We start from the raw sequence: 15,375 nt of genomic DNA, 5'->3' as shown, positions 1-15,375 counted from the left end.
ATAAGAAGGTTTCTTAAAAATTCACTTCTTCTTAATAAAGAATGCATACACCATAATAAGTAAAACCATGCCAACTATAAAATACAGGGTATAAGATGTTGCCTTTTTAGAATTCGGTTTTTCTTTAATGTCTAATTGTTGATTGATCTCAACATTGGTTAAAATTTGAGTATTTCCACCCGTCCAATTCACAATAACAGAATCTACTTTTGTATTGGTTCCTAACCCAAAGTGTGCAATGACAGAATTTTGTGATAAATGGCTGGATCCACCACCATCTATTTCTCTGATGGTTCTTTTTCCATTAGCCACTACAGTAATGCGAGAGCCAATACCATTAGTTTCTGAAGCAACACCATTCAATGCTACTTTTAACCAATTGCCGTTGGCAATGTCATTTCTAAATAGACGGGTAGTTGATGCTATGGGGTAATTTAAAATTGGTTGCTGGTTTACGACCAACAAGTCCATATCGCCATCATTATCCATGTCGAAAATGACAGAACCTCTACCAATACCGTAATCGTTAATAGCTAGTTCCCTGCCTCTTTCGGTATACGTATTGTCGTTGTTCTCAAAAAAGAAATTACCCATAGGCGTACAATTGGGGTTTAAATCTCCATTGGCAACAAACAAATCTAAATCTTCATCATGGTCAAAATCAGCAAAATTCGCACCCCAACTAATTGCTAAGTTGTAAGTACCTAACTCTTTGGCTTTGTCTACAAACGGTTTACCGGTACCTTGGTTTTCCATTAGCATATTAAACTTGATGTTGGTAATATAATAATCCATCCACCCATCACCGTTATAGTCACCCACCGCAGCGCCCATGGCGTTGATTTTTAAATCCATTTCGGTTTGTTCGCTAACGTCTTCAAAATGGTCATCAGGATATTCATTTTGGTATAGAAAATTTGGTACTGCTTTATAGCCAAAATCTTGATTTACCAATAAATCTTGGTCTTGGTCATTATCATAATCAGTGAATACACCACCAAAACCAAAACCTTTATGACCTAAACCATATTCATCATATACATTTTCAAAACTTTTACCACCTTCGTTTTTTAGTAAATAACTTCTTGCGGTTTGGTTGGCACTTACTATCGTAGCATCTTTTATGATTCCCAATTTACCGGTAAACTCTTGAAAATAATTACCAACAAACAAATCAGGATAACCATCGGCATCAATATCACCAAAGCTTGGGCCTGTGCTGAAGGAATTTAAATCTTCTAATCCGTATTCATTAGTAACATCTTTAAATGTGGAGTCCCCATTATTTAAGAACAATAGGTTTTTAGCTCTTGGTATAACACTTTTACCATCGGTGGTGGTAATGGTGGTGATGAACAAGTCCCTGTATCCATCTTTGTTAATATCTGCGCTGACTACACCCTGGGTAACATAGTCATTGGTAACTTCAAGACCAGAACCTTCAAAAATATCTTTAAATGTTCCGTTTCCATTGTTAAGGTATAACCGATCAGATTTTATACCACTTGTTATATAAAGATCTTCAAAGCCGTCATTGTTAAAATCAAATACGGTAACTCCGCCACCAAAAGTACCTTCGTAGACTTCATATTGGTGGTCAATACCTGATGCTTCCGTAACGTCTGTAAATGTTTGTTGTGCATTACTAAGCCATCCGCAGAAAAAAAGCAGTAAGCTTATGATTTTTGTAAATGATGCTATATTATTTTTCATTTGTTTTCTTCCATTCTAGGGCGTAAACATTTTTTGCTATTTCTACCCCTTTTTCCAATCCTACTTCATTATCTAATTGCGTGTGAATTCCGCCATAAAACCTAGAATCTGCCGTTTCTTGGGCAGCATCCCAAAAGGTGTCGAATGACCTAACTACAAAGTCGGTTTCCTTTAATTCATCGCGTTCTCTTCCCTCGTGGGCTCTGTCTGTAAACGTAAATTCTTTTCCAAAGTTATGTTCTAAAACCGTTGCTGCAGCAGCTGCTTGTATAGCGTGACCAGATGGAAAAGAGGGAAATGGCGGATCGGGCGAAAAAGATTCCCATTCCTCATCAATATATTTAGGTACAAAAGTATTGGGGCGCTCGGTAAAGAATTGATATTTCCATTTCCAGCAGTTAACAAAAGCATCTGAAACGGCCATACCTACTTGCGCATAGACCTGTGCAGTTTCAATAAGCGAAATGTCATGGCCTTCTACGGCTAGGGTAGCAAAATAGTAGGAGTGACCTGGTGGTGTAAAACTTACATCTGGGTCATCTCCCCACCAAATAGCAGCTTCCTTTTCTAATTGGGTCAATTCTAAATCTTTGAGATAAACGTCTTCAAATTGTTTGTAATATGGAGAACCGGGAGTGGTATCATACGGTATCATTTTCGGGTCTTCTAACTCTTTATTTGTAGAAGCAAAAGTTCTGTTTTCACCCCAATGAGGGTGCAAAGGGTGGTGGCTGAAAGATTGTGCGAACAAAGGAGGTTTCCATGCACCTGGTCTATCTGGGTGTACCATTTCTTTGTCAAAATTATTCAAATAACCTCTATGCCCACCATCTGTTTTAGACCACTCGAAAATGGCATGTGCAACAGATTTGCCAAATTCTACGGAACGAGAAACGGTTTCTTCATCTAAACCATCTTGAAATTGAGTGAAAATCACTTGTTCAAGGGAATCGATTTTTTGAATGTTTTCTTCGGATGTTTGAACGTAGATATTCTTTAGAATTTCTGACTGTCCGGCATTTAATGCCAGTACCCAATTATATTCTTTTGTATTGTCTATGTTAGGAAGCTTTTCTAATTCTGGTAACTGACCGTTCATGGTTTTGTATTCTGTGAAGCCTTGTACTACCGATTCGTACATGGTAAGACCGGTATACCCAAAAGCCCTAGATGCGAAAGTGGGAGAGTTTGACGGTGTGTATCTGGTAGTGAACAAGGTCATATTAGCCCATTCTAGAGCCACGTCTTTATCGCTCATTTTTGGTTGTTCTTTGGTAGAACATGCGTTAAATAGCAAGTAGAAAAGTGATAAAATGATTGTGATATGTATGGGTTTTCTAAAAATGGTCATGGTTTAATTAAAAGCTATTTTAAAAGTTTATAGGTTTCGGTTGCTGTACCGTAACTAGTAAGAATAAGTTGGTCATTTATTAATAGTGCATGGGTGTTACTTCCTTTAATGGATAAGCCGGATTTGGTTTGCGGTAAATAGTTGAAGTTTCCATCGCCGACTCCTAGTAATACCGTTCCATAATTGGCATCAAACTTTCCAATTCTTAATTTATAAAAATCATTATTGCCCAATAGTAAAATATCTTCCTTTCCATCTTTATTAAAGTCTGATGTTATAATCTCGGAAACAGGTGCATATTGAGCTTGTATTGGTAACGGAACATTTTTATACTTTTTACTTGTTGTACTCAACAGTATAGTGGTCTCTTGATGGTTTGCGGTTAATTTTTTAGCCTTTTCTAAATCATCTTTACTGAATATGTCATTTATCGTTCCATTGGCATACTTTTCATAACTATTGAACTGTTGCCGCTTACCTGATAGTTGACCTAAAAGTTCATCTCTGGTGACGTACGGGTAGCTAACGCCATCCATATAAAAATTTAAAATTGGGTCTATAGAACCGTTATGGTCAAAATCAGAATAGTACAATTCTGCAGGGGTATCGTTACCTAATTTAAACTGCGTATTTGAGCCAATGTTACCTGCTATAATATCCGGCTTATTGTCATTATTAAGATCAGCTATCTGAAGACTGGTCCATAATCCTGATAATGGTTCGTTTAAAAATTGGTCTGTGGCATTGGTCAATTTTCCATTTTTATTCAGGTAGATACTCATAGGCATCCATTCGCCAACCACAATAAGATCCTCTCGCTGATCACCGTCTATATCTACCCAAACTGCATCTGTAACCATCCCAGGATTTTTTAAGGAGGTTTGCACCCTATCGGTATGATCCACGAAATTACCTTTGCCATCATTCATAAGAATATAGCTTTGTGGAATTTCTGGAAAACGCCCTGGGTTAGTATATCCGCCTACAAAAACATCTAAAAACGAATCGTTATTTATATCTGAATATGTAATTGAACCTGTGCTCATTAGCATTTTTGGTAGAGCTGTATCAGATTTTTTGAAATCTCCTTTACCGTTACCTAGATATAATCTGTCTTGTAATAATGGGTCGTTTGCGGCAAGATTATGATAGCCGCCACTAGCAACGTAAATATCTAAATTACCGTCATTGTTGGCATCAAACAGTGCAATGTCAGTATCAAAATATTGTTGGTCCAGTTCGAAGTCTGTGTTTGATTTTTGATGGAATCCTTTAGATGTTTTTTGAATAAAAACCGATGTAGCTTGACCAATTCCACCACCAATGATTATATCTTCTAGTCCGTCATTATTAATATCGCCCTTAGCCATTGGCGGTCCGTCATGTGATAATTGTTTAAGTAAAAGTGATTGTCTTTTAAAGTCATTTACAGGAGATGATCGATGCAGAAAATCAATAGCACTTTCTTCCTTAGAAAATAGGGTCTCTGATTTATCTTTTTGCAAGGCTGGTTTTTTTGCATTGCTTTCTTCTAAAACTAATATTTGATTGGTGGGTACATCTCTTAAAGTTTCAGTTTTACCAGAATTCCAAAGTACTATCAATGAATCTATGGTTCTGATGTCATCAAGTCCAAAATGTAAAATAGATGAAACCGTAGAGAGATAACCTTGCGTTGGCATTTGCTCCACTACTTGCATTTTTCCATTATTATAAACACTTACTTTTGATCCTATGCCTTGTGTGTTTTTGTTAGCTCCTTTAAGCTGAATATTGATTTGGTTGCTTGTTTCTTTTTCAGTATTATTTCTGTAAACAAATGCTGGTTTATTGATATTGTTGACCACTAAGTCCAAATTACCATCATTATCTAGATCAACATAAATGGATCCATTACTATTGGCTGGTTGGTCAATACCTGCTGGGGTCGTGTTGTCTGTGAAATTTATGCCGTCTTTATTACTGTAGTAGAAGTTGGTAAGGTTTGAGGCGGGCATTTCTTTTATCAATTCTAAAACATCTTGGCGTTGCAACCTTCCTTTAGACTGTACGTAACTATCCATATAGTTTATGAAGTCTAAATTGGTGTAATCCCTGAAATATCCGTTAGAAATAAACAGATCTTTTAATCCGTCATTATCAAAATCCGCAAATAGGGGAGCCCAGCTCCAATCTGTATTTGATATTCCTGATAATTGACCAATTTCACTGAAAGTGTTGTCACCATTATTTAATTGTAGCATGTTACGCATGTACTGATGGTGAAAACCGCTTCTTATATTTAAATCGAACTTTTCATAATTGTCAGGAGATAATAATAGTTTTTGACGTTTGTTATCTTTTGGTAACATGTCTAAGGTGAAGATATCTTGTAGCCCATCATTATTGATATCGGCTACATTGTTGCCCATAGAGAAGTGGCTTGTATGCCCCATTTGGCTACCAAGTTGGTCTGTGAATGTGCCATTTTTATTGTTGATATATAAATAATCTGGGACCGTATAGTCATTGGAAATATAGAAATCTTGCCATCCATCATTATTTATATCACTAATGCCAATACCTAAACCATAGGTGAGTGCAGAACCGCTGATACCTGCTTTTTCAGTTACATCAATAAATTTGTTGTTCTTTTGTTCAAAGAGACGAGTACCTTGCAAAGGGTCGTCTTTCTTTAAAAATTCTTTAGTGCTTACTTCATTTAAAACCGGTAATGATTTTGGATTATGATTTAGTAGAAGCATGTCTAAATCACCATCTTTATCATAATCAAAAAAATACCCTTGATTACTAAATGCAGCACTTGCTAAGCCATATTCTTCGGCTTGTTCTTTAAAAACAGGAATGTTGTTGGTGTCATTACCCTGATTTATGAATAGTTGATTTTTACGCTTTGCATCTGGTAAAGCTCCTGAATAACATAGATATAAATCTAGTTTACCATCGCCGTTTACATCTGCGGAAGTAATACCTGTTTTCCAAGGTCCTGGTCTACCGGCTACTTTAGAAGTTGTTGTTATATCTTTAAAAGTAAAATCACCTTCATTTAAATAGAATTTATTTTCACCCATATTAGAAGTGAAGTATAAATCTTGTAATCCGTCATTATTGAAATCTCCTGTTGCCACTCCGCCACCATTATATAGGTATTCGTAAACCAATACATTGGCATTTAACCCCTCTTTTAAAGTATTTTGAAAAGTTATGTTTGTTTTATCTTCAGATAAAAGTGTAAAAAGAGAAGGCTCCTCAATCGTGTTAATTGTACTGGGTGCTTTGTCCTTTTTTGGTTTCTCGGTACAGCTTTGTTGTAGTAGGAATACAATGAGAATAAAGAAGATTGGATTTTTTATCATTTGTTTAAAAGTAAAAGATCTATTCCAAAAAGGAATAGATCTTTAATTTAACTCAATTTAAACTAAATTAATAACCTGGATTCTGAATCAAAAGGTTATTTCTGTTGATTTCATCTCTACTTAAAGGCATGAAATACATTTTGTCATCCCAAGTTCTGGTTTCATTATCATTATTATCAACAACTGTATAGGTGTAATCATACACTGTTGGATCATATTGGTATGGTGATCTTGGAGTAGCGCCTGCTTTCAATGTTGCTGATACTTTCATAACCTTAATACCTCTTCCTAAGGTTTGGTCAGCGATCATCCAACGTCTTGCATCATGGTATCTGTGCTCTTCATAAGCTAATTCAACTCTTCTTTCATTGATGTAATCTTCTAAAAGTTCTGTGCCAGAAGATTCTAATGCGGGCATACCTGCTCTAAATCGAATTTTGTTCAACCAGTTTCTAGCTTCACCTTCATCACCTAAAGCAATTGAGGCTTCTACATAGTTCAATACGATTTCTGTATACCTAATAAACGGCCATGGTACTACCTGAGCACTAGATTGGTTATCTACCAATGATGGGTCTGGATCGATAAACTTTCGTACATAATATCCAGTTCTACTTCCGTTCCAGTTTTCAATCGGTGAATCTCTCATATCAACACCAGGAATTATACCACCACTACCATCAGCGTACGTTCCTGTTTGTATTTCATCATAAGGATCAATCCCTGCAACATCATCTGGTCTTGGTTTCCATGGAGCACCATCATATAGAATAGTAGCAGCTAACCTTGGATCTCTATTTTCATACGGAGCAGCAGCATGTTCTTCATTGTTCCAATCGAAATCAGAACCATCCATCATTTGATAGTCATCTACCAATTGTTGAATAGGTGTGTTACCTGCCCAGTTATGGTAACCATTAGGTCCGTTATTGATTCCTTGGTGAATACCACCTAAAGGCCAGTTACTTTCTTGTGTAAACAATGGTGAATGTGTTCTTTCGAATAATAATTCAGATCTGGCAGCAGCATCGCCAACGGCACTTCCACCCCCCATAGCAATAGAGATGTAGGTTTGTGTTGCTTCTTCTGCGCTAGCAGGTTCTGTTAAATCTAATTTATAACCAGATGTTGCATCTAATACAGCCTTGGCAGCAGTTTTAGCAGCATTCCATCTTGCTTCTCTGTCCCCAGAGGTATAGGCGACTAATTCTAAATTTGAATATCCACCCAATGTTGCCGATTTTGCGCTTGCTGTAGGTCCGTCGCGCAAGTCACTTGCTGCATATGTTAAAACTCTAGATTTTAATCCCATAGCACTTAGCATAGAAGCTCTACCAGGAGTGACTTCTTTATTGTCTAACAGTGAGATAGCCTTGTCTAGGTCATCTGTGACAAAAGAAACGTTTTCTGCATAAGTACCTCTTGCGGCAGAATAGTCTTCATCTAAACCATAAGGTCTATCGATTAAAGGAGCACCACCGTAATAGCGCATTAATTGATGATAGTAATATGCTCGCAAAAAGTGGGCTTCACCAAGTAATCTGTCTTTTAACGTTTGATCATCGAACCCTGCGTTTGGTAATTCTTGTATGGCTATATTCGCTTTACGAATAGCTGAATATAACTCGTTCCATTGTGGAATGATATTCACATTTCCCGTTCCTGCCGGTGAAAGTGAACCTTCCGTAATTACATTTACTCCTCTACCAGAGTGGGTAAACATTGCTTCGTCGGTTAATGAAGCCAAGCCTTCTTCTTCAAACCCTCCATAGCCGAGAGATCCGTAGACATTAAATACAAAAGCTTGTGCTAACGCCCCATCTGCCCAAGTAGCATCTGCTGAAATGGAATCTAATGGTTGCGTTTCTAAGAAATCTTCATTACACGAAATAGGTACTAGCGCTAGCGCTAGCATACCTAAGAGTACTAATTTTCCTTTTTTCATGATTTTTTTTTTAAAATGTTAAACTAAAGCCTGTGTTAATAATAGACTGTTGTGGATAGAACTGTCCATCATTACTAGTCGATTCAGGATCATATATATCTTGAGCTGCCCATGTTGCCAAGTTTAGACCACTCATATATACTTTAAATTTAGATAAGCCAAATTGCTCAATCATTTCTGAAGGGAAGTTATATGCCAATTGAACATTTTTAAGCCTTAAGTAATCTTTACTAAAAAGATTGTAGGTATTATTTCCATAATCTCCCCCAGTATAATACGTGTCTCCACGACTTGCAAGTCTTGGGTGAACACTACTTGGGTTATCTGGGCTCCATCTATTATCGTAACTGTACTTTAAGAAGTTACCAATATCCCCAGATTCTGTTTGAATAAATAGTTTAGCGCCAGTTGCACCTTGTAATAATACAGAAAGATCAAAGTTTTTGTATGACGCATTAAAGGTAACACCAAAGTTAAAATTAGGATTAATGCTGTTTTTCAACCTAACTTGATCTAAATCGTTAATTATTCCATCACCATTAATATCTTTAAACTTCATGTCACCAGGTTCTAAAGTTGGTTTAACCGCACTATAATCCAATGGGTCAGCATCTATAGAAGCTTGGTCGATAAAAACACCATCAGACTCATATACTAAATATGATCCAATTGGTTTTCCTTCTTGTAATTGGTATTCTGGAGCACCAGGAATTTCATCTAAAAATTCTACGCTGTTTTGCGCATAACCACCATTAACACCCACATCCCATTTGAAGCCATCAACATTTCCACCAAAATAATTTAATGCAAATTCAAAACCTTCATTATTTACTTTACCTGCATTTACAGGTGGTAGTAGCGTAGAAATACCAGAAGAACCTGGTGTAGAACCTGTTTTTCGAATAAGAATTTGATCACGCTTATTTAAGAAATATTCTAAAGTGAAACTTAGTTTACCATCAAGCACAATACCATCTAAACCAATGTTATAGTTCTTAGCACGCTCCCAAGTAAAGCTAGGATTAGCCAATAGGTTTTCGAATAATGTTGTCTGTACCTGTCCGTTAATAGGATATTGACCAAACTCATAAATAGATTGGTATGCATATTCCTGTAATTCATCATCGGTGATTTCGCCATCATTATTCGTGTCAAAAGAAACTTGGTCATTACCCATTTCTCCGTAAGAACCTCTAAGCTTTAAATAGCTAATGGAGTCTACATTAAACCAGTCTTCATTATTAATATTCCAACCTAGCAATAAACCTGGGAAGAAGCCGAAACGGTCGTTACCTGGGAAAATATAAGAACCATCATATCTCCAGATAAATTCTGCTAGGTATTTTTCTTTAAAGTTATATTGAGCACGACCATAATAACCTAAACGTGTTCTGTTATAGCCAAAACCATCGGTTTCTTGTGCGATTTCACCACCAACACCTAATTGGTCTACAGCTGTAGAAAGATAGTTTCTTCTAAAGGCCGAAAAGAATTCTCCTTGAAAATTTTCGCGGGTTACACCTGCTAATAAATTTATTGTATGATCATCACCTATTTTTTTGTCATAATTCAATAAACCGGTAAGGTTCGTATTTAAAACATTGTTAGATGATTGTAATAATCTTGCATCCGTAAAATTAGAACGTATAGATCCGCTAAGTTCTGGAACACCTGTAGCTATGTAATTTGCACGATCTAAAGAATAAAGAGTCCAAGGTGTTTGCCATAATTTTCTGCGTAATTGACTTTGATCTACACCTGCTAATAGAGTCATTTTTAAGCCTTCTATCCATGGGTTGGTAATATCTACAGATCCAGTAAACTGTAAATAATCTGTTGGTTGTTTGTCATAACCTGTGGCATTTGTAGTTACCACAACCGGTTGTTGACCGTTTTCAATATCAGGTCCTGGTAATCCATTTGGCCAAACTGCAGGTTCGTTAGGTCTACCTCTCATCAACATTCTAAAAATAGCGCCGGCACCTTCAGTTGGGAAAGTTCTATCTTCTTTTCTGTAGCCCATACTCAACTTCGTAGAAATATAGTCATTGATTCTGGCATCGGTATTCAATCTAAAATTATACTGCTGATACCTGTTCGCTGAATTTTTGTAAATAGCTCCTTGGTCAGCATAGCCGACAGATGCATAATACTTTAAATCTTCGTTACCACCGCTAATTGATAAGTTATGTCTTTGTTGCTCTGCCCAATCTTGAAAAGTAGCACCAAACCAATCTGTATCTGGGTATAACCATGGATCTGCATTTGTTCTGTGATTATTGATAGTTTCTGGGCTGAAAGCAGCATTTACCGTTTCTGCGGGATTGCTTCCTGGTATCGTGTAGCTGCCCGATGATTGAAAAGCTGAATTTGCCGCTCCCCATTGAGATGAAGGAATATTACTATTGTAGATAGCCAATTCGTTCATTATGGTTTGGTATTCAACTGCACTTGCCATTTCAGGAACCCTAGTTGGTCTGGTAATACCAAAATCTGCTTTGTAATTGATTTGCATTTTACCAGGCTTACCGGTTTTTGTGGTCACTATGATGGCACCGTTTGCAGCTCTAGCTCCATAAATTGCCGCAGAGGCATCTTTAAGTACAGATATATTTGCAATATCATCTGGGTTAATACGACCTATGCCACCATCTCTATCTGGAATACCATCGATTACCACTAGTGGTTGATTATTACCCAGTGTGTTCGTACCACGAATGCTAATATTTGATTCGTCGTTACCAGGCTCCCCACTGGTTTGCACGATCACCACCCCGGGCAGTCTACCTGCAAGCGAGTTGGATACACTTATCGCTGGTGAACTTTCAAGTACAGGACCTTGTACCGCGGTTACCGCACCTGTTACGGTCGCTTTTTTCTGAGTACCGTAACCCACGACAACAACTTCGTCTAAGTTGGCAACGTCTTCTTCTAAAGCGACATTGATGGTACTTTGGTTATTTACAGGTACTACAGCGGTTTTGAAACCTATGTAGCTAAATCGTAAGCTAGTACTGCTATCATCTACGGTAATTGTAAAGTTACCGTCAAAATCTGCCTGTACTCCCGTTGTTGGGTTATTGGCATCTATGACAGATACCCCCGGTAACGGCATGTTGTCCGAAGCAGATGTTACTGTTCCGGAAACAGTTGTTTGTGCATGGAGGCTCATAAAGAGAAATCCACTAAAAAATAAAATCATCGTTAAGCTCGCATGATTTCGAATCATGGAAAACTTATTAAAGTTTTTTTGATAATTCATAAAGTTAGTTGTTACAGTTGTTAGTAATTATTGTTAGCACAAGTACTATAATCTCTTCTTAGAAGCTTTTTGAGATGTTAGAGACTATGATACACTATGCTACTGCAGGCAAATATATAATAAAATGTTAATTTAATAAATTTTGTTGTGATATTTTTTGGAATTACGATTTTGTTCTAAAATTTTTACCAAATACCCATTATTGATTCAATTTTGTAATTATTTGAAAATTGGTTCATTGTTGTTTTGCAGTGTTCAATATCATTAATCTTTTAAGTGCTCTAACCGTTACATGTTTATTATCAATATTTTATGGGAAATTGAAAAGGTATCTATGTATTAGCGACAGATTTCTATCATGAAAGAAACTAATACTATAGCCCTTGTATTAGAAGTATAAATTTTGATGTCTTTTTTAAAATTGTATATTGACAGCTGCAAAATTTATTTTCATATATGCCGGTTATAAGTAATATTTTAAACTTAACCCACAATAATAACCTTACAAAACATGAACAATTAGTTCATGGTGTTATTGAATCTATCGAAAATGGTGAATTAACCTTAGGTGATCAGTTGCCCTCTATAAATATTATGGTTGAAGAGATTGGGTATGCACGAAAAACCATCTTCAAGGCTTACGAAGAGTTGAAGAACAGAGGGTTGATCGAGTCTAGACAATTGAAAGGGTATTTTGTTATCAGTCAGGCCACCAATATCACTAAACGCATGGCTTTGTTATTGTTCGCTTTTCAAAGCTATCAAGAAGAGTTTTATAAAACATTTCGTAAAGAGATGGGAAAAAGATTTCAAATAGATGTTTTTTTTCATCATAATAATCTTACTGTTTTTAAAACCATTCTTACTAATATAAATGGAAAGTATGGTATGTATGTAATTGCACCTATTCAGCATAAAAATGTTGTACAATTATTACAAAACATTGAGCCAAAAAAGCTGTTGATAGTAGATAGATATTTAAATTTAGGAAGGTCGTTTTCTTATGTTTCCCAAGAATTTGAAAATGTCATCTACTCTTCGCTAGTTAAACTATTGCCAGAAATAAGAAAATATGCCAAAATCATTCTTTATTTTAATGAAGAGAGTGATTTTTCGCCCGTAAGTATTAAAGATACCTTTGAAAAATTTTTAAAAGATCATTCTGTTAACGGCGTTGTAAAAAACAACTACACATTGGGTTCTGCAGTCAAAGGCAATATTTATTTTGCTCTAGGGGATACTATTTTGTGGCATATTCTGCGAGATGCAGTCCATAAAAATTTACGTATTGGAGAGGATATTGGTATTCTTTCTCAGAACGATAACGTCTCAAAAGAGATTGTTTTTGGTGGAATCACTACTATTTCGACTGATTTTAATGAAATGGCAAAGTTGGCGGCTGCACATATTAAAAATGAAAGTACAACACAAATTATTATGCCATCGAGATTAATTAAAAGGACTTCTTTATAGTTTTTTCAAGCCTTTTAAATAGTAGGATGATCACTGTAAATAATACTGATGATTAATTGGTAAGAGAATTGTTTTATCTACTGGCAAAAGCAGCTCGTTTCAATCATATTTATTCTATTTTTGAAGAAAATTGCTAGTAATGCACACTATTGAAGAATATAGAGATGAGTTTATTACTTATTTGAACTCAAAGAATATTACGAAAGAACCTAGAAACCTTTATGAGCCCATTACCTATATTCTTGGTTTAGGTGGTAAGCGCTTAAGACCTGTTTTGGTATTGATGACCGCTGAGATTTTTAAAGGGGATTTTAAAAATGCTTTAGATGCTGCCGTAGCAATCGAAGTGTTTCATAATTTTTCTTTGGTTCATGATGATATTATGGATGATGCCCCTGTTCGAAGAGGGCAAACTACCGTTCATGAAAAATGGGATGTAAATACGGGTATTCTGTCTGGTGATGCCATGCTGATTATGGCATATCAACTTTTTGAAAATTATGAGCCCAATGTGTTTCGTGACTTGGCTAAGCTTTTTAGTAAAACAGCACTAGAGGTTTGCGAGGGTCAGCAGTACGATGTGGATTTTGAAACCCGTGATGATGTGATGTTGCCCGAGTATCTTAAAATGATCGAATATAAAACAGCGGTTCTTGTGGCTGCTGCTTTAAAAATGGGGGCTATTGTTGCAGGTGCTTTTGAAACTGCACAAGAACAAATGTATAATTTTGGATTAAACCTTGGTATTGCCTTTCAATTGCAAGATGATTATTTAGATGTTTTTGGTGACCCTGAAACTTTTGGCAAACAGGTTGGTGGTGATATTATTGAGAATAAGAAGACATATCTTTACTTAAAAGCGCTTAACTCTGGTTCTGAAACGATGACAAAAGAGCTAGAGCATTTATATTCTATTCAACCAAAAGAAGCAGATGCTAAAGTAAAAGCCGTACGTTCAATTTTTGAAAAAACCGAGGCAGATAAAGCTACAAAAGTTGCCATTTCTGACTACACTGCAAAAGCTTTTGATGTTTTAGAGCATATTGATATTGATCAGGAAAAGAAGGATTTATTGCGACAATTCGGTGAAAACCTTATGAACAGAACTGTTTAGAAAATCCTTCTAAATAAAGCTTTTATAAAGGGAGCTTTGGGGCAGGAATTGATGTAAACGATATCTTCTTTTAAACTGGTTTTTTCATCTAGAAATTTAAATACCATTTGAGGTTTTAAGGATTTGAAAATGGATTCAAAAATGGTATGTCCGTTTGCATTGTCATTGTGTAGAACATCTAAAAAAAGCATATCATAAAACCAAAATTTTCCTTTTAGTTTTAGCTTTTGAAGTGATTTATCTTGCTTTATGAGCGCTACCAGTTTAGGTATTTTCTTAGCCGTGCTCATTAAAGTATACCCTGTACTAGGTTTTGCCCATCCGCCTGCGGTACCTATGTAACTAACCCGATTGGTGTGCTGTTCCTTAAAGTCATATGCAGTCATGGGTATGCTACCAAATTCTGTTTCTATTATCTCATAGGCATCGCATTTAAATCGCTCTGCTATATATTTCTTTAATGTTTCATCGTACTCATTTTTTGGTAACAAATGCTCTGAAAATAAGGTGTATTCTATCAACGCAGTATTATCAGAATAGGGGAGTACATACATAAAACGCGTATTGCCTTTTTGGGGGATGGAAAAATCCATGTATGTGACTTCATTACTATTAAAAACCGGCTTATCAGTTTTAATGACCCAACCCACAAAATGTTGTTGTAATACGGGGTATTTATTTTGCCCTGTTGCCATTTTATAGTCAAAAAGACTATTAAAGATGTACTTGCCAGAATAGGTGTTGTCGGTCGTCTTTACTTTAACCTCAGTATCTGTTTCTTCTAAATCTATTAAAGCTTCTTGAATAAAGGTAATGTTTGCTGATTCTTTAATCTGACCTAGATAATGATTGTAAAAATCAAGACCTCTGATCATTTTATAAGCGTACGGATTGATATCTGTTCTTTTAATAATATCTTTTCCTTGAAAGTGAATTGATTTCCATTTTTTATGGACGATAGCTTCAAACTGACCATCACCTTCTTCCCAAAAGCACCATGTTCTATCATTGACGTCTTTTGCATCTTTATCAAGTAGCAGAATTTTTTTTTGATCAAAAAACGAATCGTTTAGCATAGCATCTGCTAGAAGTAAACCAGAAGCGCCCGCGCCAATAATGATATAGTCGTATTCGTTCATATTTTTTTAAACATCACCCCGA

8 protein-coding genes are annotated in these 15,375 nt (G+C 36.1%); 2 read left to right on the top strand and 6 right to left on the bottom strand.

Annotated elements, in window-relative coordinates:
- Positions 1 to 21 precede the first annotated feature (21 nt).
- From SJY30_RS12455 to SJY30_RS12435, 5 genes are all read right to left on the bottom strand, one after another.
- The gene (locus tag SJY30_RS12455) at positions 22 to 1,713 is read right to left on the bottom strand and encodes a CRTAC1 family protein (RefSeq protein ID WP_396632501.1); all 1,692 of its coding nucleotides are present in this window, start codon (positions 1,711 to 1,713) and stop codon (positions 22 to 24) included.
- Entirely contained in the window at positions 1,703 to 2,971 is a 1,269-nt protein-coding gene (locus SJY30_RS12450) for a phosphatase PAP2 family protein (protein ID WP_396632500.1), read from the bottom strand. Before SJY30_RS12450 ends, SJY30_RS12455 begins: the two co-directional genes overlap by 11 nt.
- A 107-nt stretch (positions 2,972 to 3,078) precedes the next feature.
- Positions 3,079 to 6,420 (bottom strand): VCBS repeat-containing protein, encoded by a 3,342-nt coding sequence (locus SJY30_RS12445; RefSeq protein ID WP_396632499.1) that lies wholly within the window; start codon positions 6,418 to 6,420, stop codon positions 3,079 to 3,081.
- A 67-nt stretch (positions 6,421 to 6,487) separates the two neighbouring features.
- Positions 6,488 to 8,365 (bottom strand): RagB/SusD family nutrient uptake outer membrane protein, encoded by a 1,878-nt coding sequence (locus SJY30_RS12440; protein ID WP_396632498.1) that lies wholly within the window; start codon positions 8,363 to 8,365, stop codon positions 6,488 to 6,490.
- A 10-nt stretch (positions 8,366 to 8,375) separates the two neighbouring features.
- Complete coding sequence (locus SJY30_RS12435) at positions 8,376 to 11,537, bottom strand: SusC/RagA family TonB-linked outer membrane protein (protein WP_396632497.1); 3,162 nt, start codon at positions 11,535 to 11,537, stop codon at positions 8,376 to 8,378.
- 546 nt (positions 11,538 to 12,083) lie between these two features.
- On the opposite strand from SJY30_RS12435, the gene SJY30_RS12430 reads away from it, so the two are divergent.
- Positions 12,084 to 13,100 (top strand): GntR family transcriptional regulator, encoded by a 1,017-nt coding sequence (locus tag SJY30_RS12430; protein WP_396632496.1) that lies wholly within the window; start codon positions 12,084 to 12,086, stop codon positions 13,098 to 13,100.
- Between the two features lie 139 nt (positions 13,101 to 13,239).
- Positions 13,240 to 14,214: a polyprenyl synthetase family protein gene (locus SJY30_RS12425; protein ID WP_396632495.1), complete on the top strand. Its 975-nt coding sequence runs from the start codon at positions 13,240 to 13,242 to the stop codon at positions 14,212 to 14,214.
- Here SJY30_RS12425 and SJY30_RS12420 read toward each other — a convergent pair.
- Positions 14,211 to 15,353: a lycopene cyclase family protein gene (locus tag SJY30_RS12420; protein ID WP_396632494.1), complete on the bottom strand. Its 1,143-nt coding sequence runs from the start codon at positions 15,351 to 15,353 to the stop codon at positions 14,211 to 14,213. The genes SJY30_RS12425 and SJY30_RS12420 overlap by 4 nt on opposite strands.
- Positions 15,354 to 15,375: the final 22 nt, after the last annotated feature.

This window comes from Maribacter sp. R86514, assembly GCF_044597005.1.
Lineage (GTDB): Bacteria > Bacteroidota > Bacteroidia > Flavobacteriales > Flavobacteriaceae > Maribacter.
This window is presented reverse-complemented; position numbering and strand designations above follow the sequence as displayed.

What these genes read in the sequence shown, in the direction of transcription:
- SJY30_RS12450 (WP_396632500.1), bottom strand. Translation starts at nt 2,971, where the DNA reads ATGAGCGATAAAGACGTGGCTCTAGAATGGGCTAATATGACCTTGTTC.
- SJY30_RS12435 (WP_396632497.1), bottom strand. Translation starts at nt 11,537, where the DNA reads ATGAGCCTCCATGCACAAACAACTGTTTCCGGAACAGTAACATCTGCT.
- SJY30_RS12455 (WP_396632501.1), bottom strand. Translation starts at nt 1,713, where the DNA reads ATGAAAAATAATATAGCATCATTTACAAAAATCATAAGCTTACTGCTT.
- SJY30_RS12430 (WP_396632496.1), top strand. Translation starts at nt 12,084, where the DNA reads ATGCCGGTTATAAGTAATATTTTAAACTTAACCCACAATAATAACCTT.
- SJY30_RS12440 (WP_396632498.1), bottom strand. Translation starts at nt 8,365, where the DNA reads ATGAAAAAAGGAAAATTAGTACTCTTAGGTATGCTAGCGCTAGCGCTA.
- SJY30_RS12445 (WP_396632499.1), bottom strand. Translation starts at nt 6,420, where the DNA reads ATGATAAAAAATCCAATCTTCTTTATTCTCATTGTATTCCTACTACAA.
- SJY30_RS12425 (WP_396632495.1), top strand. Translation starts at nt 13,240, where the DNA reads ATGCACACTATTGAAGAATATAGAGATGAGTTTATTACTTATTTGAAC.
- SJY30_RS12420 (WP_396632494.1), bottom strand. Translation starts at nt 15,353, where the DNA reads ATGAACGAATACGACTATATCATTATTGGCGCGGGCGCTTCTGGTTTA.